We start from the raw sequence: 24,622 nt of genomic DNA on the forward strand, positions 1-24,622 counted from the left end.
TGTGCAAATAGTAAAGCGGGAAAACTTCCCGCTTTATTGTAATTGAGTGAAATATTGTAATTGAGTGAACTGTAATCGTTATTTCTGTTTACGAAGTTCAATGCGTCCGCTAATCGTATCCATTTCGATATCAGCATCGCCGCCGTTAATACTAAATTCTAAGTCGCTAGATGGGCCGTATTTAGCCTTCGTTGCTCTGTCATCACTCAGCTCATTAACGATTTTACCGTTTGCATGAGCTTCAATTTCAAACTTTGCCGATACATCTGCAGGGAAGTAAAACTCGGCGTCACCACTGACTGATTCAAAGCGAATATTGGCATCTGCTAGCAGCTTGTTGATGTGAACTTCCGCTTCACCGTTTACTGTGTTTATGCGTAGCTTTTTAATTGCATCAAAGGCAAAGTCAATATCACCATTTACGTTCTCAAGGCGAACATCTTGCGCTTTGGTTTTTGATTTTATATCACCATTAACTGCAGTAAAGCGTAAGGCACCCTGTGAGTTTTTATCGTTGATTTCACCATTGACTGTTTCAAAGCGAATATCACCGTTAAGATCATGGGCATTTACATCGCCATTGACTGTTTCAAAGCTCATGTTGCCGCTAATTTTTTGCACTGTAATATCGCCGTTGACGGTATCGATTTCAGCGCCGGCTTCAAGCTCTTTAGCACTAACGGTTACATTCACACCGGCAAACTCAAGCTCACTGCTTTTTGGCATGTAAATGGTTAAACGTGAACCATCACCGTTATTCCAACCACGTAAGTTACGCGGCATTTTGACGATAAATTCAACACGGCTGCCTTCCACATCTAAACGATAACCTTCGGCTTTATCATCAAGCTCACCTTCGATTTTAAGTTGAGGCTTATCCCAGCCTTCAATGCGTACATCACCCCGTTGATTTTCAATAAAAATACGTTTATTTACAGGCACATCAATTTGTTCATTAATGGTTTGTCCTGCCATTGCCATCAGTGGCAATAATCCTAATGTTAAAGCTAGTAATTTCATAATTGTCACTCCTAAATCGTTTGCCACTTCGGTGCATGCACCTTGTTAATTAAGTCCAGTTGCTGCTGATAAACCTGCGAGAGCATTTGTAATAAAGCTGGATTTTCAGGTTCATTCTCAAGTGCTTGCTTGATGGCGCTTTCTGCTTCTTCTAACTCTTTAAGCTGTTGCTGCCAATTATCGGTTAATGCAGGTTGATTTTGATACTGCACCAATAAACCTTGCTTTTGCTTGGTAAAATAGTCGCTCATTGCCATCATGCTATTTGATTCACCTTGACCGACAAAAAGCTGTACGGTCAACAGTGCTGCAATACAACAAGCAGCCACAGCCGCGAGCTTATTCCAGCCATGAGTTGGTTTCTCAATTTGCTGCGTTTGCGGCTCAGCAATTGCTCGCTCAATACCCGGCCAGAGATCTTTATCTGGGCTAATATCTTGCTGCTGGTTAAGCGAGTCATTTAAAAATTGTTCAAATTTTTGCTTACTCATTTTCATACCACTCTTTTAATAACTGCCTTGCACGGTGAAATTGCGACTTACTTGAACCAACTGCCATGTTTAGCATTTTCGCTATCTCTTCATGGCGATAGCCTTCAATGGCGTGCAGCACAAAGACCATACGTGCTCGTTCAGGTAATCTCAGCACTAACTTATCGAGGCCGTTAAAGCCGTCGCAATCTGCAGCGCTTTGCTCATCCATACCACTTTGTTCAAAACTCACGACTTTTTGCAGCCAACTCTTGTGTTTGCGAATGTAGCTAATCGCAATATTGCTGGTAACACTATGTAACCAAGTCGAAAACTGTGAGCGTCCATCGAAGTTAGCAATTTTATGCCAAAGCTGTACAAACACTTCTTGCGTGGCATCTTCTGCGTGCTCTTTATCTGCGAGCAATCGTAAACAAAGGCTATATACTCGCTTCACATGCAACTCATAAAGTGTTGCATAGGCAGCTTGATCACCGCTTTTAACCCGCTCGATCAAGGCATGCTCACTTTGCTGGACGAACGCTTGTTCTGCATCTATCAACATCCTGGATGTTGTCCTTTATGATTATTATTGTGAATTTAGTGTATTAGACGTAAGGGGGGATTCAAAAGGTTTAAATGAAATTAAATTTTTTTGTGTAAGCTACAAATAATTGAGCTTACACAATTTTATTTGGGGGCTTGCGTTATTCGGCAGGTGATGCGTCGCTTTTTTCTGCGGTTTTGTAGCGCCAACCTAAAAACACAATACGAGCTGGCGATGACGGTGTCGTGCCATTTTTAACCTGCAACAAACTTGCATCGTAATGGGCACCACTGCCCCCTGTTGCTGTGATACTTGAGCCACGAACACTACCAAATAGCTCACCACTACCAGATAATTTTACCGTTGTTAGGGGCGCATATATCGCAGCATATAAATTTGCAGCTCCACTAAATTGCACTCCATTGATGCCATTAAATGTTGAATAAAATGACAGTGAAGGATGACCACTGCTGGTTAACCCTTCTTGTTCAGTGATCACTTTTGCTCCCGCACCAATGCTCACTTTGCCGGTGATTAACACGGTTAAACTGCTGTCTTTCTTTATTGTAAGAGTCGTGTCGCCTTCCATTGTGAAGTCACCATCAACCAATAAAATAACATCACCACCAGAGACCTCCATTTTGCCGTCACTGGTCATTTTTAATCGGTCTAGTGCAAATATAGATTCCTTACTATTACTACCGCTTGTTTTTGTTTGTGGATTTGAATCAAACAAGAAAATATCCGCAAACGTCGGAAAGATAATTTGTCGACCATTTTGACTAAAAAAACCTTTTTGAGTGTTCAGCTTGAATTGCTGTGTTGGCCCAATCGAAACAGCATCATAGTCAGTAACTTCATCGAGAATATCGACCATTTTCTCTGGGAGTATAAGTGGATCACAGTTGGTGTCTGGGTTGCTCGGATCGTAATCTGGTGCACTAGGATCTGCAACGGTAACAGGTGCAACATTTGGGTTTACATTAAACTTACTATCACTGTAATGAACACCATTTTGCTGATTATTATAGGTATCTTTAAAGTCATCTGTTCCACCATACATAATATCCAGCGCTTCACCTTGGTTATTTGTAATAAACGTTGACCACTGCATTTTGGCATCGCCATTGGCTCTAACAACACCAGACACAGTGCCACCACGATGGGTATAATACCCACCCGTGTAGACGTTACCGTCAACACGTAAACCACTACCTGGTGAAATATACACCCCGGTATTTGAATGAATATTACCTATAATCGGTGATGAACCATTTAAGTAGATAACCCCTGTAGCCTTAACATCACCTCTTATAGGTGAATGACCAGACAACACAACATCAGAATCACCAGCGATGGTCGATACATCGCCATCATTCGATTTTGTTTCTTCATAGCTGCCTTTGCTAGAGTCGTAGCTATCAATGCTGCCACTCCCCGATAAGTTAACTCCTTTACAGCCCACCATCGCATTAGTAAATACAGAGCTTCCTTTAGCTCCTTGCAGTGCAAAGCGTGCAACTAGATTACTTTGTGCATCTCCCTCAAAACGCTGACCTAAACTGGCAATTTCTAGTTCACCATCAGCATTTTTACTTACACTGGCATTAAACGTGGCATCAGCAGCGATAACGCCCACTCCTGAGGCATCACTTGTTTTATTGATCAACTCATCAACTGCGAGAATACCTTCTCGATTAATAGTTTGCTGCAATAACTTAGCTTGTTCAAAAACGCCTTTTTCGGCTAGTAAACGACTGTTTAGTTTTTTCTGAAAATTACCACTTAAGCGCTCTTGTACAATTGTTTCGCGTAATGAACTCAGCACCACAATACTCGCCATGCTGGTTAAAATAAGAACCGTAAAAAGCGTAAAACCAGCTTGTTTATTAAACACGACTATTCCCATATGCTTTGAGTAAAATTGCGTTCGTTAAGGCAATATCGATGTTGATACCTTGACCAAATTGAGTTGGTAAATCCCGTGGTTTGACACTTATCGTGACCAAGTCACCGGATAAACTAAACGATAATGCTTCAATACCAGTTAGTAAGCGTTCTGCAACCGCTCCATTTAACGAGCATAATAAGTCGTTGCCATTTAAACGATAGATTTCTGTCACTTGAGACGTGGTAATAGAGCCATCACAGGCAATAACACCACTTGGCTGCGTAATTGTGATCGTGCTGTTATCTACACTAACGATTGGCGTTAATTGCGTTTGTTTTATACTTCGGGTGAACACTTTACTTGTGAAGCGAATCACTTCTTGGGCGTTTTCAAGTTCTTTGCTTACCGAAATCGTACTTTTAATAGCCGAATAAGATAAACTCACGCCTGCAAGTAAAAATGCCCCTGCTGCAAGTGCAACCATCAGCTCAACTAAACTAAAACCCTTACCACGCTTCATCATTAGCAAGCCGCCGATAAATCGGGAAAACTGGCGTTTAAACTAATTTGGTTTTCAGCGTTATCAGTCATACGTTTATCAACCCAGCCAACATTTATTTGCATATCGTTACTGTAAGAAGCCGGAATCGTCAGTTGGTAGTCGTTTACTTGTGGCTTAAGGCTTTCTCTAAAAGTGGCATCCTGAAACAAAGCGGGATCGGTTTTTTGAATTTCACACACATGCGGCCATAAACGCTCAATTGTGTTTTGGCCTTGAATAAGTGACACCGTATAATGAAAACTATTGGTCGCATACTGTAAAGACTTCAACTGCGCTGCAGCTAAACCCAATAACGCTATCCCAGCAATAACAACAGAAATCATGACCTCTAGTAATGAAAAACCTGCTTGTTTCTTCATGCACACCCTCGCTGTGAACTTTCAACTAACCAATTTTGCCCACTTTTAAGTACACACATCACATAGTCTGTAGTGTTAACATGCTCATCTTGAATACGAATACTTGCTTGTCTATCAACCTCACCACTGGCACTCACCGTTAATGAGACCAAATTGACGCTAACGCCAGCTTTTGTCACAGAAAATGCTTTTAAAATAGTATCAACACCGGCTTCATTTAAAGTCACTTCCCAGCGATTATCACTCACAACTAATCGAATCGACTTATCGCGTTTTACAGCTTCACTGCGTGCATATTTGTAAACGTTATTGAGTTGATTTGCGGTAGTAATGACGCGATCTTGCAAAATCTGCTGGCTAAAAGATGGCAATGCAAGACTTGCCAAAATCCCAATAACACCCAGCACCACTAATAATTCAACTAGGGTAAAACCAACTAAACGACGCAATTTAGTTACTCCCAACAATCATTGGCTGTCGCGCTGTAACTACCATCATGGTTAACGACAAGCTCACCACAGCGATCGCCCGCTTGTGCAGAGCCCGTATTAGGTGTTGCTTTTAAACTGTAGCCACGGTTTTTAAAATCACTCACTGCACCAGCAGCTTTATCAGTGGCAGTATAAGTAAAAGAGTAATAGCTAGTATCTTGCGTTGTGAATGTATTGGGATATCCACCATTTCGCGAATAGATACGCTCAAGACTTGCACTATATTGAAGTAATTCTTGTTGAATATCAGCGCGTCGGCTGCGCTGCATATGCTCAGTATAAGCGGGTAATGCCACACTGTAGAGAATACCTATAATTGCTACAACAATAAGTAATTCAACTAATGTAAAACCACGTTGCTTACCTTGTCCACTTAACACGAGCGCATTTAACAATCTTAATACCTCTAATACTTTTTTGTTAAAACAATATAAATGACAGCGTTGTCAGCGTCAATTTTAACCAATTTATCTTTATTCATCCGATTATACTAATAAGAAGAATAAAATTAAGAAAAAAGAATGCTTGTTTGTAAAATAGGTAAGATTATAGGGTTATCTATTAGGTGTTTAGAATATGAAAACTAATGCTATTTACCGTGAACCTATAAGTTGATAGCGGTACAAAACGCTACAATTAAGCGTGTTTAAGGCTAATTCAGAAAGTGACTATTACTCAAATTTCAGGCACAAAAAAGCCGCACCTAAGCGCGGCCTTTTTTACTTAATATTGCTATTAAGCTTCAGCGATAACGATTACTTTGATAGTAGCCGTTACGTCTGAGTGTACTGCGATTGCTACGTCAAATTCGCCAGTCTCACGGATAGTACCTAGAGGTAAACGAACTTCTGATTTAGCAACTTCAACGCCAACAGCTGAAATAGCTTCAGCGATGTCGCGAGTACCGATAGAACCGAATAACTTGCCTTCGTCACCAGCTTTAGAAACTAGTGTAACTTCAGCTAATGCTTCTAACTTGTCAGCGCGAGCTTGAGCAGCAGCTAGATCTTCAGCGATCTTAGCTTCTAAATCAGCACGACGTGCTTCGAAAGTTTCGATGTTAGCTTTAGTTGCAGGAACTGCCTTACCTTTTGGGAAAAGGAAGTTACGTGCGAAGCCAGATTTAACTACAACCTGGTCACCTAGGCCACCTAGGTTTGCGATCTTGTCTAGTAGAATAACTTGCATGTCTCTACACCTTTTAAAAACTGTTAATCCGCTGCTTACTTATGTAAGTCAGTGTATGGAAGAAGGGCTAAGTAGCGAGCACGCTTGATAGCAGTTGCTAGCTGACGCTGATATTTAGCGCTAGTACCTGTGATACGGCTAGGTACGATTTTGCCACTTTCTGTAACATAGTTTCTAAGAGTAGCTAGATCTTTATAATCGATTTGTTGTACGCCTTCCGCTTTAAAGCGGCAGAACTTACGACGTCTGAAATAACGTGCCATGAGTATAATTCCTCAAAAAATTCTTTCTATATGTTGAGCATGCAAGACCAATTGGCTTAAGCCGTTTCGACCTTCGTGACGGTTTAAAAACCCCGTCACCTGCACTTGGTGCCCAACGTGCAATTGTTGAGTCTGTTGTTGCAATGGCGTGCCGCTGGCAACAACTTGAAGCCTGACATAACTATTACGGTTAAGGTCTGCTTCAACTTGCATCGATTTATGTTCAAGAACAAAAATACAATGCGGTATACCAGCAGGGCTTTGACTATATTTTGGGGTTTTACATACAACCCCAGATAGTGTCAGCTGATTCATATAAGGATTAAGCGGTTGGCTCATCTTTTTGTCTCAACTGCAAGCGCCATGCTTGAACTCAAAACGATTAAGCAGCTGGTGCTTCTTTCTTCTCTTCTTTCGCAAGAGGAGATGCTTCAGTTACAGCGTCTTTAGTACGCATAACTAAGTTACGAAGCACTGCATCGTTGTAGCGGAAAGTAGTTTCTAGCTCGCTGATTACTTCAGTAGGTGCTTCAACGTTCATAAGAACATAATGAGCTTTGTGAAGCTTGTCGATTGGGTAAGCCAATTGACGACGGCCCCAGTCTTCAAGACGGTGGATAGTACCACCAGCTTCAGTGATAGAACCAGTATAACGTTCGATCATACCAGCTACTTGCTCACTCTGATCAGGGTGAACCATGAATACGATTTCGTAATGACGCATGGATATTCCTTACGGTTAATAGAGCCTTCTACCGTTTCGGCCAGTCGGTTTAAGGCAAGGAATTAAATTTAATAAGCCGAAATGAGCGCGCATTTTACGCTTAGATTGATAATTAAGCAAGATAAAACAGCAAGCCAAGCTAGATTATTGTGCTCTAATAAGATTTTCTAAGCGCTAAAAACAAAAAACCCAGCCGAGGCTGGGTTTTTGAGATTCTGAAAACTAAAATTACTTGATTTTAGCTTCTTTGAAAATCACGTGTTTACGAGCTTTAGGATCGTATTTTTTGATTTCCATTTTTTCAGGCATGTTACGCTTGTTCTTGTCGGTAGTGTAGAAAAAACCAGTACCAGCAGTTGAAACTAAACGGATCTTATCGCGCATGATTCAGTTCCTTAAACTTTTTCGCCACGAGCACGGATTTCTGTAAGAACCGCGTCGATGCCTTTTTTATCGATAATACGCATACCTTTAGTAGTAGTGCGTAGTGTTACAAAACGTTTTTCACTTTCAACCCAAAAACGGTGAGTTTGTAGGTTAGGTAGGAAACGACGTTTAGTCGCGTTTCTCGCGTGTGAACGGTGGTTACCAACCGCTGGACGCTTACCTGTAACTTGACATACTTTAGACATGTCTATATATCTCCAATAACTTCGCTCGAGCTTAATTTTCCCTTAGGCCAGTATTTGTGCCCCGGGATAAATCGAAGGGCGCTCTTTATACAGCTTATACAGGCAAAGATCAAGTAACAGATCTTATCCAATCAGCTCATGTGTAAATTTGATAGCGGCTAATTATAAAGATCGAATGCCCTTAGGGAAAGTAAAAACTGCATTTAAATTAAACTAATTTCTAAAATCGCCCTAAACTGCTCATTTTTAACACACTCTCTAGCCTAACAAGCTTTATATAAGCCCTCTTTCGGCAAACGACACACAATTTTCACCTCCCACTATGATGTGATCCAGCACATTTATATCAACTAAGGCTAACGCTTGCTGCAATTTCGTGGTGATCAATTTATCAGCCTGACTTGGCTCAGCCACTCCACTTGGGTGGTTATGGGCAAGAATCAGCGCCGCGGCATTATTACGTAATGCCGCTTTGACGACTTCGCGTGGGTACACAGAAGCTGCATTAATAGTGCCGTAAAAAAGCACTTCGTCTTTAATTAATTGATTTTGATTATCTAAATACAGCACCATAAATACTTCTTGCTGCAAGCCACGCAACTGAATAGTTAAATAGTCGTACACAGCTTGTGGCGAATTAAATAGTGCCTCGCGTTTACATTGCTCAAGCATATAGCGCCGGCTTAATTCAAGTACCGCTTGCAACTGAACATACTTAGCGGCCCCTAAGCCCTTTTGTGCGCAGAATTCTTGTTCGCTCGCGTTAAACAAGTTTTGCAATGTACTATTTATACTGAGTAAATGCTCTGCAAGCTCAATAGCATTCATGCCCGGCACGCCTGTGCGTAAAAATATTGCTAATAGCTCTGCATCTGAAAGTGCTTTAGCACCTTTAGCAAGTAGCTTCTCGCGAGGCCTTGCTGATAGAGGTAAATCGGTTAATGGCATTGCTTCATCCTTAAAACAACTATATCAATGACTAAACTGTACTATAAAACCTAGAAAATCCAGTTTTTTCCTGTCATGAAAAAGAAAACTTCATGCTATCGGTAAAGATTTGCTATCGTTAGCCCATATCGACAAAAGTTAAATTTCACGTAATGACTAAATCAGTAAATAAAAAAATCCTGCTAGGTATGAGTGGTGGTATTGCAGCCTATAAATGTGCAGAGCTTGTCCGCCGTTTAAAAGATCAAGGCTGCGAAGTTAAAGTCGTCATGACCGACTCGGCAAAACACTTTATTACCCCTTTAACAATGCAAGCAGTAAGCGGTGAAATTGTTTCTGATTCATTACTCGACCCCGCAGCAGAAGCAGCAATGGGCCATATTGAGTTTGCTAAATGGGCCGACCTTATTTTAGTTGCCCCTGCAACCAGTAATATTTTAGCAAAAATGGCAATGGGTATTGCCGATGATTTACTAACAACACTTCTATTAGCCACCCCTGCAAAAGTGGCTGTAGCACCTGCCATGAACCAGCAAATGTATGCCCATCCTGCTACACAAGCAAATATTGCCACACTTCGCGAACGCGGCGTGGCTATTTGGGGCCCTGGTAAAGGCGAGCAGGCTTGTGGTGATGTAGGCGCAGGCCGTATGTTAGAGCCTCATGAGTTAGTCGCGCTTTGTACACAACCTGAAGTTGAGCCATTACTTTCCGGCAAAACCATTACTATTACAGCAGGACCAACCCGAGAAGCCCTCGACCCAGTTCGTTATATCTCTAATCACAGCTCTGGCAAAATGGGTTATGCCCTTGCCGAGGCTGCACTTGCTTTAGGTGCAAAGGTCAACTTAATTTCTGGCCCTGTAACAATTAAAGCACCTGCTAATGCCCTGCTTACTACTATAGAAAGTGCAGAGCAATTACTCACCGCCTCAATGCAACTAGCCGTACAATCAGATGCCTTTATAGGCTGTGCAGCAGTAGCCGATTACCGTGCAGCAGCAATTCATGAGCAAAAAATGAAAAAACAAGGTGATGAACTAACCCTCACCTTAGTTAAAAACCCAGATGTTATCGCAAACGTTGCAGCGCTTAGCAAAAACCGTCCTTATACCGTGGGCTTTGCCGCCGAAACCCAAGATGTTGCAAGCTATGCACAAGGTAAATTAAAGAACAAAAATCTCGATATGATCTGCGCAAATGACGTATCAAAAGAAGGCCTTGGCTTTAATTCTGATCATAATGCTTTAACACTTTTCTGGCACAATGAGCAGCTAGATTTAGCGATGGGAAGTAAAAAAGATTTGGCCATGAGCGTGATGACTGAGCTTGCCAAGCGTTTGTAAAAATGCTGGAAAGAAACTGAATAAAACATTAACATAAGCCTCTCATTTGCACAAAAAATGGCTTGTCTGACTCCTAAGAGCGCAAGTAATAAATTATAAGAAAGGAATGGTCATGCCTGCGACAAAAAGAAGTAATCGCAAAGAGCAGATTCTGCAAGCACTCGCACAAATGTTAGAAACCAGCCCAGGTCAACGTATCACAACTGCAAAACTAGCAGCTGAGGTAGGTGTGTCTGAAGCTGCGTTGTATCGTCATTTTCCGAGTAAAGCACGGATGTTTGAGGGCCTAATCGAGTTTATTGAAGATACCCTGTTATCACGCATTAACCTCATTTTAGAAAATGAGAAAGAAAGCCAAACACGTGTGTACAATATTTTACTGCTATTATTAGCCTTTGCTGAGAAAAACCCGGGTATTACCCGCATTTTGACCGGTGATGCCTTGCAAGGTGAACAAGAGCGTTTGCGTGAGCGTGTACAAGGCCTATTTGAAAAGCTAGAAACTCAGTTCAAGCAAGTGCTACGCGAGCGCAAACTGCGCGAAGGCAAAGCATTTCAATCAGACGAAACCACCCTAGCCAACTTCTTACTCGCCTACGTAGAAGGTAAGATGAATCAATTCGTGCGCAGCGACTTTAAAGCAAAACCAAGTGCACAATTTGAAAAACAATGGCCAGAGTTACAAAAGATTTGGTTGTAGTGAGTTGTTAGGGGAAAGAGTAAAGTTAACGAGTTGCTTTCTAACTTTCCCCTAGTAACTTTTCCCTTGAAACTATCCCGTCCAACTCCCCAAACACGCCACTTATCGTATCTACTCGAATTGTTAATTTAAAACGCTACACTGGGTGCATCATTTTAAAAACAACGAGAAAGATGAATGAAAGCGCAATTATCACTTTTGAGCTTAGCCTTGGTGACAAGCCTTGGTAGTGCACAAGTTAGTGCGAAAGAAGCTCTGCAATTTAAAGACGTGTTTGATTTTAAATACGCAAAAGGCACCCAACTTTCTGAAGATGGCCAAATTCTTAGCTTTAGTGCTGACCCGTATCGCGGTAATGCACAAGGTCAGGTTTATACATTAAACAATAACACCCTGCTTGCCAGCGTTGAGCGCGGTACTCGCCCTACTATTAATAAAGCAGCAAACTGGGTGGCTTTTACTCAGGTACCTACCCTGCTTGAAAAAGAAATCACCAAGAAAAAAGATGAGCTAAAAAATAACCTAGTTTTAGTGAATACTAAAAATGGTGAGCAACAAACGTTTAACGATGTAAAAGACTACGCGTTATCGGATGATGGTGTATGGCTTGCTTACCGACTCGATAAGAAAGCAGAAAAAGCAGATAAAAAAGACGACCAAGAAAAAGACGAAAACAGCAGCGAAATCAAGCCTGACAAAAAAGACAAAAGCTTTGATTTAGTGCTTATTAACCTACAAGACAAAACCACTCACACTGTAAATAATGTATTTAGCTATGCGATGAGCAGTACTGGCGAGCAATTATTAGCAAGCCAAAGCTACAGTGATGGGGCCGACAACCAAGTAGTGTTAGTTGACCTTAATAATGGCTTTGCAACTAGCGTGCTGATTGATGAGCCAGGTGTGGTTGCAAATAAAATTGCATGGCAACCAAACAGTAATACCGCAGCGCTGTTAGTTGGTAATTACGTTAATGATGATACACGCCGACGCGACCACAGCTTACAGCTTTTACAAAACGGCGCACTTTCAACCATTAACTCTACAGATAGCAGCTGGACTATCGGCAAAACAGCATCATTAACATGGTCTGAAGATGGCGCTCGTTTATACTTTGAAAACCACCCTAAACTCGCTGCAAAAGTTGCCTTAAAAGAATACAAAGATGAAGCCTCTTTATATGATTTCGATACCATTCGCGACCAAAAAGGCCTAAACGTTTGGCACAACAAAGACGCTGAAATAAAACCACGCGAAGAGCAGCAATGGAACAAAGCCAATAAGCTGCGCCACTACCAAGCGGTTTATCATGTAAATGGTCAGCAAGTTGTGCAGCTTAGCACACCAAACATGCCAGAGGTTTCGCTTAATACTCATCGCGAAGCCCTATTAGGTTACTCAGACCTACCTTACCTAGAACGTGTTATGTATGACGGTTTTTACGCAGATTACTTCAGCGTGGATGTTAAAACTGGTAAACAAACCGCTATCATCAGCGACTATCCGTTTAGACCAAGCCTTGCGCCAAATGGCCAATTTGCAGCATTTTTCCAAGACAGCCAAGTTCAGATAAAAGATTTAGGTAACAACAAGGTTTCAACGTTATCTAAAGCAATTAACGCTATTTTTGCCGATGATAAGCATGACTATCCATCGCCTCAACCGGGTTATGGTTTTGCAGGCTGGTTAAACGACAGCAGCCAAGTACTGGTTTACAGCAAATTTGATATTTGGGCTTTTGATGTCGCAACACAAAAGGCAACGCGCCTAACCCAAGGTAAAGAAACCAATACCCAATATCGTGTTATTAAACTTGATAAAGACCAAGTGGGCTTTGCCAAAGACGAAACATTATTGCTAAGCGCAACCAACCTGCAAGATAAGCAAACTGAAATTGCCAAGCTTGACTTAACAAGCAATAAAGTAAGCAAAGTACTATCGGGTAAAAAGCGCTATGATGTGGTGAAAAAGGCAAAAAATGCCGACAAATACCTATTTACTGCGCAAACATATCAGCAATTCCCTGATTACTACCAAACTGACTTTAGCTTTAAAAAGCCACAGCGTGTTACCAACCTAAACCCACAAATTAGCAACTTTGCATGGGGTGAAAAACCTGAGCTTATTAGTTACAAAGGGTTTGATGGTGAAGATTTACAAGGCGTATTAATCAAGCCTGCGGGCTACAAAAAAGGCGATAAGGTTCCGGTGGTTGTGTACTTCTACCGCTATATGAGCCAACGCATGTATGACTTCCCGAAAATGGAATTAAATCATCGTCCTAACTTCCCGATGTTTACCTCAAATGGCTATGCGATTTTCTTACCTGATATCCGTTTTGAAATTGGTCATCCGGGCAAATCGTCAACACAAACGATGATCAACGCAACTCAAAAGTTAATTGATTTAGGCATTGCTGATCCAGATAAAATTGGTTTACAAGGTCACTCATGGGCAGGTTACCAAAGCGCCTTTATGATCACCCAAACAGATATGTTTAAGGCGGTTGTATCGGGTGCGCCAGTATCTAACATGACCAGTGCATATAGCGGTATTCGCTTAAAATCAGGCCTTGCGCGTCAATTCCAATACGAAACAGGGCAAAGCCGCATTGGTAAAACCTTATTCGAAGCGCCAGAGCTGTACATCGAAAACTCACCCGTATTCTTTGCCGACAAAGTGAATACCCCTATTCTGATTATGTTTGGCGACAAAGATGACGCTGTGCCATGGCACGAAGGTGTTCAATACTATCTAGCGCTTCGTCGCGCGGGTAAAGATGCCACCTTCTTACAATACGAAGGTGAACCACATCACTTGAAGAAATTCCCTAACCAAGTTGATTTCTCAGTGCGCATGATGGAGTACTTTGATCATTACTTAAAAGGCAAACCAGCTGCTGATTGGATCAAAAACGGCATCCCTTTTATTGAAGAATAAGCAACAAGCTGATTTTCAGCTTAAAGCACACCTCCCCCAGAGCCAGCATTTTTGCTGGCTTTGTTCCATAAAATCAATCAAACAATCTGTTTTTTCGATTTTATCAATCGATTTAAACCCCAGTTTGTAAGTGGAAAGTTAATCAGAACCACTCTATATTTCATCCAACTTCTAACTGGAGAATACACAATGTTTAAAAAATCAACGTCAGCGTTGTCTAAAGTCGCTGTTGCAGTATCTTTACTCGTAGTAACAAGCGTACAAGCAACTACTGAAATCAAATCAAACCAATTCTGGTGGCCAGAGCAATTAGATCTAAGCCAACTTCGTGCCCATGGTGAAGAGTCAAACCCAATGGGTCCTTACTTCGATTATAAAAAGGAATTCTTAAAGTTAGACTTAAACGCAGTGAAAGCCGATATTGAGAAAGTATTGACTGATTCTCAAGATTGGTGGCCTGCTGACTACGGTCACTATGGTCCATTCTTCATTCGTATGGCATGGCACGCATCAGGTACGTACCGTACTTTTGACGGTCGTGGTGGCGCTGGCGGTGGTCAACAACGTTTCGACCCACTAAACAGCTGGCCTGATAACGGTAATCTCGACAAAGCTCGCCGTTTACTTTGGCCTGTAAAACAAAAATATGGTCGCAGTATTTCTTGGGCTGACTTAATGGCACTAACAGGTAACGTAGCACTTGAATCAATGGGCTTTAAAACCTTTGGCTATGCCGGTGGTCGTGAAGATGATTGGGAGCCAGACTACGTATACTGGGGCCCCGAAGGCAAAATGTTAACTGACGAACGTCGTGACAAAAAAGGCAAACTTAAAGGCCCATTAGCGGCAGTTGAGATGGGCTTAATTTATGTAAACCCAGAAGGCCCTCACGGTAACCCTGATCCACTGCTAGCAGCAGAAGACATTCGTTTATCTTTCGGCCGCATGGCAATGAACGATGAAGAAATCGTTGCACTTATCGCCGGTGGTCACAGCTTTGGTAAAGCACACGGTGCAAAAAAAGTGAGCTGTTTAGGCAAAGAGCCAGCAGCTGCGGCTATCGAAGAGCAAGGTTTAGGTTGGAAAAACAAATGTGGTAAAGGTCACTCAGAAGATACTGTTACTTCAGGTCTTGAAGGCGCATGGACAGTTACACCAACTCGTTGGTCAATAAACTACCTTCAAAACTTATTTAGCTTTGAGTGGGTTAAAACGAAGAGTCCAGCAGGCGCGATTCAGTGGACCCCTGAAAAAGGTCAAGCGTCTAACCTAGTGCCAGATGCACACATTAAAGGTAAGCGTCATGCGCCTATCATGTTCACAACTGATATCGCGTTAAAAGCAGACCCTGAGTTTCGCAAAATCTCAGAGCGTTTCTTAAACGATCCAAAAGAGTTCGAACTGGCATTTGCTAAAGCATGGTTCAAACTAAACCACCGTGACATGGGCCCACGTGCTCGTTACTTAGGTGACTTAGTGCCTAAAGAAGTATTAAGTTGGCAAGATTATATTCCTGCGGTTGACCACAAACTTGTTGATAGCAGAGACATCGCATCACTTAAAGCAAGTATACTTAAGTCAGGTTTATCTGTATCTGAACTCGTGCGTGTTGCTTGGGCATCAGCAGCAAGCTACCGCGACACAGATATGCGTGGTGGTGCAAACGGTGCGCGTATTCGTTTTGCTCCGCAAAAAGATTGGCCGGTAAACAACCCGAAAGAAGTGGCTAAAGTACTGAGCAAACTTGAGAAAATCAAAACTAAGTTCAACAAAAAAGCATCTGGCGGTAAAGAAATTTCACTAGCAGATATGATTGTTCTTGGTGGTGCGGCTGCAATCGAAAAAGCAGCAAGCGACGCTGGTTTCTCTATCACAGTACCATTCAAGCCAGGTCGTATGGACGCGTCATTAGAAATGACTGACGTTAAATCATTCGAAGTACTTGAGCCAACGGCAGATGCATTCCGTAACTACTACAGCTCAGCATGGAAATCACCTGCTGAAATGTTAGTTGAGCGCGCTGATTTACTAAGCTTATCAGTACCAGAAATGACTGCACTACTAGGTGGTATGCGTGCCCTTAACGCGAATACTAACCAAACTAAACACGGTGTATTCACGAAAAAACCAGGCACATTAAGCAATGATTTCTTCGTTAACCTACTAGATATGTCAACGAAGTGGTCTAAGTCTTCTGAAGAAGGTGTTTACGAAGGCCGTGACCGTAAGTCAGGCAAACTTAAGTGGACAGCAACACCAGTAGATTTAATCTTCGGTTCAAACTCAGAGCTACGTTCAATTGCTGAAGTGTACGCATCTGACGATGCTAAACAGAAGTTTGTTGATGACTTCGTAGCAGCGTGGACTAAAGTAATGACGCTAGATCGTTTCGACCTGCGTTAATATTTTCGCAACCAACAAAGCCGCTAAGTATAGCGGCTTTTTTATTTTGGATAAAATTCGCTCGACAATCCTGTGTTTTAAGTTAAAAATAACACTTTATTATTAATATCAAGATGTGGGCATTAAGGATGATTGCACGCTTATCACAGCTCATTGTTTTCTATTTACTATGCTTAATTGTGACAGAAAACAGCTATGCGGATCAGGCTAACTCTGTAATCTCTATTAACGAGCGCAGCGTTAATCTTACGCAATTCAACATGAGCTATTTCATCGATAAGCAAGGCAAGACTCCATTCACTGAGATACAAAGTGAAAATTTTATCAACAGTAAAAATGAGCTCACTTTAGGTACTAACGCAAAAACGACCTGGTCAAAAATAATCATCAAAAATAACTATAGCGATAGCTTGCGTTTATTTGTTCACAACCCCGATGCTTACCATCTAGAAGAGGTGGGATTTTACGAAACCCATAATGGGCAACTCATTAATCAAACAGATGTTTATTTAGATAAATCTGGGGTAAAAGCCAATATGTTTGGCGGGAGTGCCGTTTTTTCGTTTGCTTTAGCACCAGCTCAGCAAAAAATCCTTTATGTGAAATCTGTAACTTACTCACACCAGTGGTTTACTCTTAATATATATGACGAAGAGCACTCTAAACGTGCATTAGTCGGTAACGGTAATTACATTGCGCTACTCGTTGGAATGATGCTTGCGCTAATGATATATAACTTTTTCTTGTATTTATCGGCCCGAAAAATCGAGAACATCGTTTACGCCCTTTACTTGATTTCAGGCACCGTGTGGGTGGCGTTATCTTACGGTGTAGCGGCAAATTTTTTTGGTGTATTTAGTGCAGAGCTTTTCCAACTAAACTCAAACTTACTCAGTATGCCAAGCTTTTTGGTGATCTTTGTAATGCTCATTTTCGAGACCAAGAAACATTACCCTAAAGAGCATATTGCCCTTTCAATTATATTATTGTTACTTGTTGGCGACTTTATCTACAGCTTATTCGATATCGTTGGCGCATTAAAGCCAGCTAGTAGCTTAGCCGCACTTATGATGACGGTGACATTTGGGGTATCTATTTCGCTATGGCGCAAAGGAAACCCGCTAGCAAAATACTTTTTACTTGGTCACTCTATGTTTGTCATTTTCAATATGTTGGCAGTGCTTTATTACAAAGGGATCAGTGAAGCTAACGTGATCAATAGTCATGGCGTGGGAATAGGCATTTTACTCGAAGCTTTAATGATGGCGTTTATTCTTTCATACCGAATTAAAACACTTGAAAAAGTAAAAGCGCAGCAAAAAGAGCTCACTCGCTTAGTCGACACAGATCCAATGACAGGCCTGTTTAATCGTCGCTACTTCGATAGAAAAAGTGAAGAGTTAATTGCAGCAACAGCCACAAATAATCAGCCATTATCTTTACTGATTGCCGATCTCGATCATTTCAAAAATATAAACGATACCTATGGGCACGATATTGGTGACAAAGTTATTATTGAGTTTGCCAATATACTTACAGCAAAGCAGCGCAAAGGGGATATAGCCTGTCGCTACGGCGGTGAAGAGTTCGTATTACTGCTTAATTGTAACCTTGAAGATGCCAAGCAGGTTGCCGAACGAATTCGCAAACGAGCACAAGAAACCATTATTAATGTTGATGATACGCAAACAGTTAAATTTACAGTGAGCATTGGTGTTCACAGCGTAGCCCACGCCGCAACTACTATAAAAGAAACACTCACCATTGCCGACAAAGCACTGTACAAAGCGAAGAGTAATGGCCGTAATTGTGTTGAAGTAGCGGCTTAATTAACACCCATAGAATCCAATAATAGTTAATAGCACGTAGTATTTTTTACTTTTGCCTATTAATGAGTGCATAGTTACTCGGTGTTTATAAACTCGCTGATTTTAATTCCCCCCAACAAACTACTTTGCAGGGGGGCGTAGAAGAATTTTATCGGGATATATAAAGTTAAAAATACTACAATACCAACAGCTTTTTTATAGTTTAAACTTTTCGAGTTGCTCTTTTAAACTATATGCTAATTGGCTGATTTCACCGCATGCGATAGCTGTTTGTGATGCACCTTCAGACATTTCAGTAGATTCAGCGTTTATTTGCTCAATACTACGATTTAAATCTTCTGTAACCGCATTTTGCTCACTACATGCTGTAGCAATTTGTATACTCATATTTGCAATTTGTTCAACAGAATGTTCTATTTCTACAATTTGCGAACCTGCATGTTGAGCCTGTTTTACACACTCGGAGATCTCATCACTACAAAGGTCACTTGACTCCCCCATCAACTTAGACTTTTTCTGTAATTGCTCAACAATATCTACAATTTGTTGGGTCGATGCTTGAGTTCTCCTTGCTAGTGAGCGAACCTCATCAGCCACAACCGCAAAGCCTCGCCCCTGCTCTCCAGCTCTCGCCGCTTCGATAGCCGCATTCAGCGCAAGTAAGTTAGTTTGCTCAGCAATCCCTCCAATAACATCTACCACCATATTAATATCTTTAGAGCTTATCTCAAGTTCACTGGCGAGTTGCTTTGATTCATCAATAGAGTTAGATACTTTAGAAATAACTGCAATCATTTTTTCTATCGACAAATTACCTTGCTTTGCCATATTACTTGATTCACTTGCTGATGAGGCTGCAACCTCTGTATTTTGGGCTACCTCAGCAACAGCTGCTTGCATTTCTGTCATTGCAGAAGCTACTGAACTGAGTTCAGCTTGCTGATTTTGCATACCCGAAGCAGTTTGTGTAGAAATAGCACTCATCTCTTCCACAGAGGAAGATAGCTGTATAATAGCGCTATTTACCTTTGTCACTAAGCTATTAAGATTATTTTGCATTTTACTAATTTGAAGTAATAAATTCCCTAACTCGTCTTGGCTAAGCGATTCTTCATCGAGTATGTTGTTTAAGTGGCCACTAGCAATTGACGAAGCAAGCTCTAATGCATGCTGAACAGGTTGACGTACTGAATGAGTTAACCACATCGATGATAAAACGATTACTGTAATGACTAATATAGCGCTGACAATAACAACCCATCGCGTTATTGATAATCGTTCATTAATTGTTTCATCAACAGTAATCGTTCTGTCACTATTGGCATTAACAGCCTTATTTAAACTTTCAATTGCTCGTGTATATGCTTCTAAACTACTAAGAACAACACTATTTGCTTTTTTAATGTCACCACTCGAAAGGTATTGGTTGTATGGTTCTGTTTCTTGCTTATATTGCTTCCAAGCCTTTTTAAAGTGCGCAAACGTTTGTAGCTCTTCTGGAGATAATTGCAAAGCTTCATACTTTAATATTACTGTCTCTACATTAAGACGCTTTTGTTCAAGTTCATTCAACCAATCAATTAGTTTAGGATTTTCGGAATTTGAAATAAGTGAGAACTCATCTTTGCGAATATCAGTCAAAACGACTTGGATCGATTTGAGTAAATTTATAGAAGGTAAAGTACTTTTAGTTATTGTTTTAACATCATGATTCAATTTAGATAAGCTATGATTTATCATCAAACTAGTAATAACAAAAATAGTAAAAACGAGCAAAAAGCTCCCCCATATTTTCTTACCAACAACCAAATCCTTTAACATAATTCACTACCTACGTAAGCTTTAGTGAGAACACCTAATTTGCAATATAAACCTATTATATTACCTTTAATAAGGACAGACCACCAAAATACTTTATAATTATAAAATGCTTACAGGATAGTTATTTATTACTAGACTCCATACAGCCGTACTAAGAGAACCTAAATGCTACACTTCTGGTATCTTGCGGATTGAGATTACAAGTTCACAAATGCCGCAAGCGCTAGAGCACGACCTACAAACACTTGCTAAGCTAATTCCTAGCTCCTAAAAACTAGCAACTTCAATCAACAATACTGCCCTGCTGCAAAGCCGCAGCTCCAAGCGTATTGGAAATTGTAGCCGCCTAGCCAGCCGGTTACGTCGGTGACTTCGCCGATGAAATAAAGGCCCGGTGACTTTTTCGCTTCGAAGGTTTTTGAGCTTAACTCGTCGGTGTCTACACCGCCAAGCGTTACTTCGGCTGTTCTATAACCCTCTGTGCCGTTGGGTTTAATTTGCCAATTGTGAATGTAGTCATGTAACGCGTCGATTTGCGCATGGCTTAGCTGGTTTACATTGCAATCAGGAATCGCTTTGCTGTCGTGCAGCATTTCAACAAAGCGTTTTGGTAAAATTGTCGCAAGGGTATTTTTTAGTGACTTTTGACCTTGGCTTTGACGCCAATCTTCGAACTGCTGTTTTAAATCAAGCTCTGGTAACAAGTTAATATACACCGTTTGCCCTGCACGCCAGAATGAGCTGATTTGCAAAATCGCTGGGCCCGAAAGGCCGCGATGAGTAAACAAAATGTTTTCTTTGAATTGGGTGCCATCTTCACTGGTAACTACACAAGGAATACTGATCCCCGATAGACCATCAAAACGATCTTTATCATGCTGATGCAAAGTAAATGGCACTAATGCCGCCATGGTTGGCAGCACAGTTAAACCAAATTGCTCAGCAATTTTATAACCAATTGGCGATGCACCAAGCTTAGGCATGGTTAATCCACCCGATGCGACAACTAACGACTCACATTGATAGCTGTCTTGTTCGGTAATAACTTCATAACCCGCATCGGTTTTAGTCACGCTGAGTACTTCGTTACGCAGAGCAATGTTAACCCCCGCCCACTCGCACTCAGTTAAAAGAATATCGACGATATCTTGCGCGCTGTTATCACAAAATAACTGACCCAGTGTTTTATGGTGATAAGCCAAGCCGTGACGGTCCACCAGCTCAATAAAGTCATGCTGGGTGTATCGGCTTAAACACGATTTTACAAAGTGAGGATTACCACACAAGTAGTTGTCTGGGCTTGCATTTTCATTAGTGAAGTTACAACGTCCGCCGCCGCTAATTAATATTTTACGGCCCGGCTTTTTGCCCATATCAAGCACAGTAACATTGCGACCACGGTAGCCTGCTTGTGCAGCACACATCAAACCTGCAGCGCCAGCGCCTATCACAATTACATCTACTTGGGTCATTACTCATACTCACTAAAAAAATTTAGCTGATTATAACAAGTTATTTTACATGAGGTGTTAACTGTGAGGTGTTTTTACAAAAAAGATAAAACCAAAAAACGAAATAAAGTAAAAACTCAAAATCTAAAAGTTAAAACTTTTTAATTAGAAAAGAACGAAAAACACACGAAAAAAGCACCATTTAGCCATCTATACATTTAGTTATAACCAAAATAGAGACAAACATAATAAAACGATATTTTAACTTAATTTACATTTATTTTACCTTTGTCCCCCTTCGCGAAAAATATCGTGGAGATTAACATAACAATCTAGGGATCATTATGACAACTAACAACAACTTGAAAAAGTGCGCAATTGCACTGAGCTTGACTGCGTTGTTTGGGACGACGGCAGCAATGGCGACTCCAAACCAACTTATGACACCATCGATGCAGGAAACGGCAGCAAAACTACAAGGTCAAGACGGCTTTGGTACGCAGTTCATCATTAAGTATAAAAACAACAGTGATGAAATGATGACGATGTCGGCAGCAGAACAATCGCCAACTATGATGAACAAAAAAGCTCAAGGCTTTGTTAAAAACTTCACCAGTAAAAAAGGCAAAGTAAAAGCCCAATATGTTCGTGCTATGGCGATGAGTAATCACCACGTAATGCGTGCTGATAAAAAACTTTCTGCTGAAGAAGCGCAAGAGTTCATGCAAGAGATGGTTGCAACAGGTAATGTTGAATACATCGAAATCGACCAAATGTTAAAGCCATTCGCAACACCTAACGACCCTCGTTATAACGACCAATGGCACTACTACGAGCAAGCGGGTGGTTTAAACCTACCTACCGCTTGGGACACAGCAACAGGTAGTGGTGTGGTTGTAGCGGTACTTGATACAGGTTACCGTCCGCATGTTGACCTTAATGCCAATATTTTACCGGGTTACGACATGATCTCTAATCTGTCTGTAGCAAATGACGGCGGTGGTCGTGATAGCGATGCACGCGATCCGGGTGATGCAATCAGCGCTAACGAATGTGGTTACACACACAGTGCACAAAGCTCTAGCTGGCACGGTACTCACGTTGCAGGTACGGTTGCAGCAGTGACTAACAATGGAGAAGGTGTTGCTGGTGTTGCATACGATGCGAAAGTAGTTCCTGTTCGTGTACTTGGTAAATGTGGTGGTTTAACGTCTGATATCGCTGACGGTATTATCTGGGCTTCAGGTGGTTCTGTATCAGGCGTACCAGCGAATGCTAATCCTGCTGATGTTATCAACATGAGCTTAGGTGGTAGCGGCTCATGTAGCTCAACAACGCAAAGTGCCATTAACCAAGCTCGTAACAACGGTTCTGTGATCGTAATTGCAGCAGGTAATGATAACGATAACTCTGCGAACTACAACCCAGGTAACTGTAATGGCGTTGTAAACGTTGCATCTGTAGGTCGTGACGGTGGTCGTGCTTACTACTCAAACTATGGTAGCAACATCGATGTTGCAGCACCAGGTGGCGCACAAAGCTTTGCTAATGACTCTGAAGGTGTTCTATCAACACACAACTCAGGTTCTACTGGCCCAAGCAGCGATTCATACCACTACTCGCAAGGTACGTCGATGGCGGCACCTCATGTTGCGGGTGTAGCGGCGCTAATTAAACAAGCGAAACCATCAGCAACACCAGATGAAATCGAAAACATCTTAAAATCAACAACGCGTTCATTCCCAGCAACATGTACTAGCTGTGGTACAGGTATTGTTGATGCGGCAGCTGCTGTTGCAGCAGCATCAGGCACAACACCGCCACCACCAACAGGTAACGTGTTAGAAGATGGCCAAGCACTCACTGGTTTAAGTGGTTCAGCTAGCAGCCAAACATTCTACACAATGGAAGTACCAGCAGGCGCAACGAATGTAACTTTCACTATGAGTGGTGGAACAGGTGATGCTGACCTTTACGTTCGTGCCGGTAGCGCACCAACAACATCAACCTATGATTGTCGTCCGTATGAAGGCGGTAATAACGAAGTATGTTCTATCGATAACCCAACTGCGGGTACTTATCATGTCATGCTTAACGGCTACTCTGCTTATTCAGGTGTTAGCTTAGTGGGCGATTTAACAACTTCAGGTACTGGCACAGGTGCACCGCAAGCTGGTGGTGGTACAGTGATTGATATCTCTGCAAGTGCAGGTCAGTGGAAACACTACACGATTGACGTACCAGCAGGTATGGCAAGCTTCACAGTAACAACGTCTGGTGGTTCTGGCGATGCTGATTTATTTGTTAAGTTTGGTAGCCAACCAACTACTTCAAGCTATGACTGTCGTCCGTACAAAAACGGTAACGCAGAAACATGTACATTCAGTAACCCACAAGCAGGTACTTGGCATTTAAGCTTAAATGCATACAAAACCTTCTCAGGTCTGACATTGGATGCACAGTATCAACCTTAATAGTTGATCTCCCCTTACCCCCAGGGACTTTTAGCCGGACTCACGTCCGGCTTTTTTGTATTTATATTAAAGCTTTTCGAGCACAGCTTCAGCGCGGCTTACTACAAACTCTTTGTCTTGTTCAACAAACAGACCTGTTACCGTTTTGTTTTCAACAATCATCGCATAACGCTTTGAACGTACACCACCAAAGCCAGCCGTGTCTTTATCTAAACCAAGTGCTTTGGTAAAACTTGCATCACCATCAGCAAGCATACGAATGTGCTCAGCATTATGAGCTTCACCCCATGCTTTCATTACAAATGCATCGTTTACAGATACACAGTAAATTGCATCAACGCCTTTTGCGGTGATTTTATCAGCTAAAGTAATAAACTCTGGTAAGTGAGCGTTTGAGCAGGTTGGTGTAAATGCACCTGGCACAGCAAATAGCACCACTTTTTTATCGGCAAATAGTGCCTCAGTTGATAAAGTTTGCATGCCTTCACTGGTTAACTCGCTAAGGGTTGACGCAGGTAAAGTTTGGCCTTGTTCGATCATCATGATTCCTTGAAATAAAATAA

General features: G+C 41.6%; 24 protein-coding genes. 6 read left to right on the top strand and 18 right to left on the bottom strand.

Annotated features, from left to right (window positions below; all coding sequences use genetic code 11):
• Nucleotides 1-78 precede the first annotated feature (78 nt).
• From AAEU31_RS07480 to radC, 15 genes are all read right to left on the bottom strand, one after another.
• Entirely contained in the window at nt 79-1,020 is a 942-nt protein-coding gene (locus tag AAEU31_RS07480) for a DUF4097 family beta strand repeat-containing protein (protein WP_138557044.1), read from the bottom strand.
• 11 nt (nt 1,021-1,031) lie between these two features.
• Nucleotides 1,032-1,517: a hypothetical protein gene (locus AAEU31_RS07485; protein WP_421966888.1), complete on the bottom strand. Its 486-nt coding sequence runs from the start codon at nt 1,515-1,517 to the stop codon at nt 1,032-1,034.
• Nucleotides 1,504-2,055, bottom strand: coding sequence for an RNA polymerase sigma factor (locus tag AAEU31_RS07490; RefSeq protein ID WP_281547065.1), 552 nt, complete (start codon nt 2,053-2,055; stop codon nt 1,504-1,506). The genes AAEU31_RS07485 and AAEU31_RS07490 overlap by 14 nt, the downstream gene beginning before the upstream one ends.
• A gap of 142 nt (nt 2,056-2,197) precedes the next feature.
• The gene (locus AAEU31_RS07495) at nt 2,198-3,934 is read right to left on the bottom strand and encodes a DUF7305 domain-containing protein (protein WP_421966889.1); all 1,737 of its coding nucleotides are present in this window, start codon (nt 3,932-3,934) and stop codon (nt 2,198-2,200) included.
• On the bottom strand, nt 3,927-4,451 hold the full coding sequence (locus AAEU31_RS07500) for a prepilin-type N-terminal cleavage/methylation domain-containing protein (RefSeq protein ID WP_421966890.1): 525 nt from the start codon (nt 4,449-4,451) through the stop codon (nt 3,927-3,929). The genes AAEU31_RS07495 and AAEU31_RS07500 overlap by 8 nt, the downstream gene beginning before the upstream one ends.
• Nucleotides 4,451-4,849 (bottom strand): type IV pilus modification PilV family protein, encoded by a 399-nt coding sequence (locus AAEU31_RS07505; protein WP_135926186.1) that lies wholly within the window; start codon nt 4,847-4,849, stop codon nt 4,451-4,453. Before AAEU31_RS07505 ends, AAEU31_RS07500 begins: the two co-directional genes overlap by 1 nt.
• A complete protein-coding gene (locus AAEU31_RS07510; protein WP_135926187.1) occupies nt 4,846-5,298 on the bottom strand; it encodes a GspH/FimT family pseudopilin in 453 nt (150 codons plus the stop codon). Before AAEU31_RS07510 ends, AAEU31_RS07505 begins: the two co-directional genes overlap by 4 nt.
• A 5-nt stretch (nt 5,299-5,303) precedes the next feature.
• The gene (locus AAEU31_RS07515) at nt 5,304-5,735 is read right to left on the bottom strand and encodes a type IV pilin protein (protein ID WP_206769175.1); all 432 of its coding nucleotides are present in this window, start codon (nt 5,733-5,735) and stop codon (nt 5,304-5,306) included.
• Between the two features lie 340 nt (nt 5,736-6,075).
• The gene (rplI, locus tag AAEU31_RS07520; protein WP_135926188.1) at nt 6,076-6,528 is read right to left on the bottom strand and encodes a 50S ribosomal protein L9; all 453 of its coding nucleotides are present in this window, start codon (nt 6,526-6,528) and stop codon (nt 6,076-6,078) included.
• 35 nt (nt 6,529-6,563) lie between these two features.
• Entirely contained in the window at nt 6,564-6,791 is a 228-nt protein-coding gene (gene rpsR / locus AAEU31_RS07525; RefSeq protein ID WP_002962753.1) for a 30S ribosomal protein S18, read from the bottom strand.
• A 12-nt stretch (nt 6,792-6,803) separates the two neighbouring features.
• Nucleotides 6,804-7,106: a primosomal replication protein N gene (gene priB, locus AAEU31_RS07530; RefSeq protein WP_135926322.1), complete on the bottom strand. Its 303-nt coding sequence runs from the start codon at nt 7,104-7,106 to the stop codon at nt 6,804-6,806.
• Between the two features lie 67 nt (nt 7,107-7,173).
• Nucleotides 7,174-7,515: a 30S ribosomal protein S6 gene (gene rpsF, locus AAEU31_RS07535; protein ID WP_135926189.1), complete on the bottom strand. Its 342-nt coding sequence runs from the start codon at nt 7,513-7,515 to the stop codon at nt 7,174-7,176.
• A 228-nt stretch (nt 7,516-7,743) separates the two neighbouring features.
• Nucleotides 7,744-7,899, bottom strand: coding sequence for a 50S ribosomal protein L33 (gene rpmG, locus AAEU31_RS07540; RefSeq protein ID WP_022946036.1), 156 nt, complete (start codon nt 7,897-7,899; stop codon nt 7,744-7,746).
• Nucleotides 7,900-7,910: 11 nt separating this feature from the next.
• Entirely contained in the window at nt 7,911-8,147 is a 237-nt protein-coding gene (rpmB, locus tag AAEU31_RS07545; protein WP_036973115.1) for a 50S ribosomal protein L28, read from the bottom strand.
• Between the two features lie 273 nt (nt 8,148-8,420).
• Nucleotides 8,421-9,095 (bottom strand): RadC family protein, encoded by a 675-nt coding sequence (radC, locus tag AAEU31_RS07550; RefSeq protein ID WP_135926190.1) that lies wholly within the window; start codon nt 9,093-9,095, stop codon nt 8,421-8,423.
• A 152-nt stretch (nt 9,096-9,247) separates the two neighbouring features.
• Here radC and coaBC point away from each other — a divergent pair, with 152 nt between their 5' ends.
• From coaBC to AAEU31_RS07575, 5 genes are all read left to right on the top strand, one after another.
• A complete protein-coding gene (gene coaBC / locus AAEU31_RS07555; protein ID WP_421966891.1) occupies nt 9,248-10,441 on the top strand; it encodes a bifunctional phosphopantothenoylcysteine decarboxylase/phosphopantothenate--cysteine ligase CoaBC in 1,194 nt (397 codons plus the stop codon).
• 112 nt (nt 10,442-10,553) lie between these two features.
• Nucleotides 10,554-11,141, top strand: a complete 588-nt coding sequence (slmA, locus tag AAEU31_RS07560; RefSeq protein WP_063699831.1) for a nucleoid occlusion factor SlmA — start codon at nt 10,554-10,556, stop codon at nt 11,139-11,141.
• A 177-nt stretch (nt 11,142-11,318) separates the two neighbouring features.
• Nucleotides 11,319-14,081 (top strand): S9 family peptidase, encoded by a 2,763-nt coding sequence (locus tag AAEU31_RS07565; RefSeq protein WP_421966892.1) that lies wholly within the window; start codon nt 11,319-11,321, stop codon nt 14,079-14,081.
• Nucleotides 14,082-14,270: 189 nt separating this feature from the next.
• Nucleotides 14,271-16,484 (top strand): catalase/peroxidase HPI, encoded by a 2,214-nt coding sequence (gene katG / locus AAEU31_RS07570; protein WP_421966893.1) that lies wholly within the window; start codon nt 14,271-14,273, stop codon nt 16,482-16,484.
• A 128-nt stretch (nt 16,485-16,612) separates the two neighbouring features.
• On the top strand, nt 16,613-18,313 hold the full coding sequence (locus AAEU31_RS07575; RefSeq protein ID WP_421966894.1) for a sensor domain-containing diguanylate cyclase: 1,701 nt from the start codon (nt 16,613-16,615) through the stop codon (nt 18,311-18,313).
• A 195-nt stretch (nt 18,314-18,508) separates the two neighbouring features.
• Here the strand turns inward: AAEU31_RS07575 and AAEU31_RS07580 are convergent, their stop codons facing one another.
• Both AAEU31_RS07580 and AAEU31_RS07585 read right to left on the bottom strand, forming a co-directional pair.
• Nucleotides 18,509-20,134: a methyl-accepting chemotaxis protein gene (locus AAEU31_RS07580; protein ID WP_421966895.1), complete on the bottom strand. Its 1,626-nt coding sequence runs from the start codon at nt 20,132-20,134 to the stop codon at nt 18,509-18,511.
• A 287-nt stretch (nt 20,135-20,421) separates the two neighbouring features.
• Nucleotides 20,422-21,606 carry a BaiN/RdsA family NAD(P)/FAD-dependent oxidoreductase gene (locus tag AAEU31_RS07585; protein ID WP_295508785.1) on the bottom strand — a complete coding sequence of 395 codons (1,185 nt, stop codon included), beginning with the start codon at nt 21,604-21,606 and terminating at the stop codon, nt 20,422-20,424.
• Between the two features lie 323 nt (nt 21,607-21,929).
• Here AAEU31_RS07585 and AAEU31_RS07590 point away from each other — a divergent pair, with 323 nt between their 5' ends.
• Complete coding sequence (locus AAEU31_RS07590) at nt 21,930-24,059, top strand: S8 family peptidase (RefSeq protein WP_421966896.1); 2,130 nt, start codon at nt 21,930-21,932, stop codon at nt 24,057-24,059.
• Nucleotides 24,060-24,125: 66 nt separating this feature from the next.
• Here the strand turns inward: AAEU31_RS07590 and AAEU31_RS07595 are convergent, their stop codons facing one another.
• Complete coding sequence (locus AAEU31_RS07595; RefSeq protein WP_421966915.1) at nt 24,126-24,599, bottom strand: peroxiredoxin; 474 nt, start codon at nt 24,597-24,599, stop codon at nt 24,126-24,128.
• Nucleotides 24,600-24,622: the final 23 nt, after the last annotated feature.

Origin of the sequence: Pseudoalteromonas thalassia (assembly GCF_049257215.1) — a bacterium.
Classification (GTDB): domain Bacteria; phylum Pseudomonadota; class Gammaproteobacteria; order Enterobacterales; family Alteromonadaceae; genus Pseudoalteromonas; species Pseudoalteromonas lipolytica_C.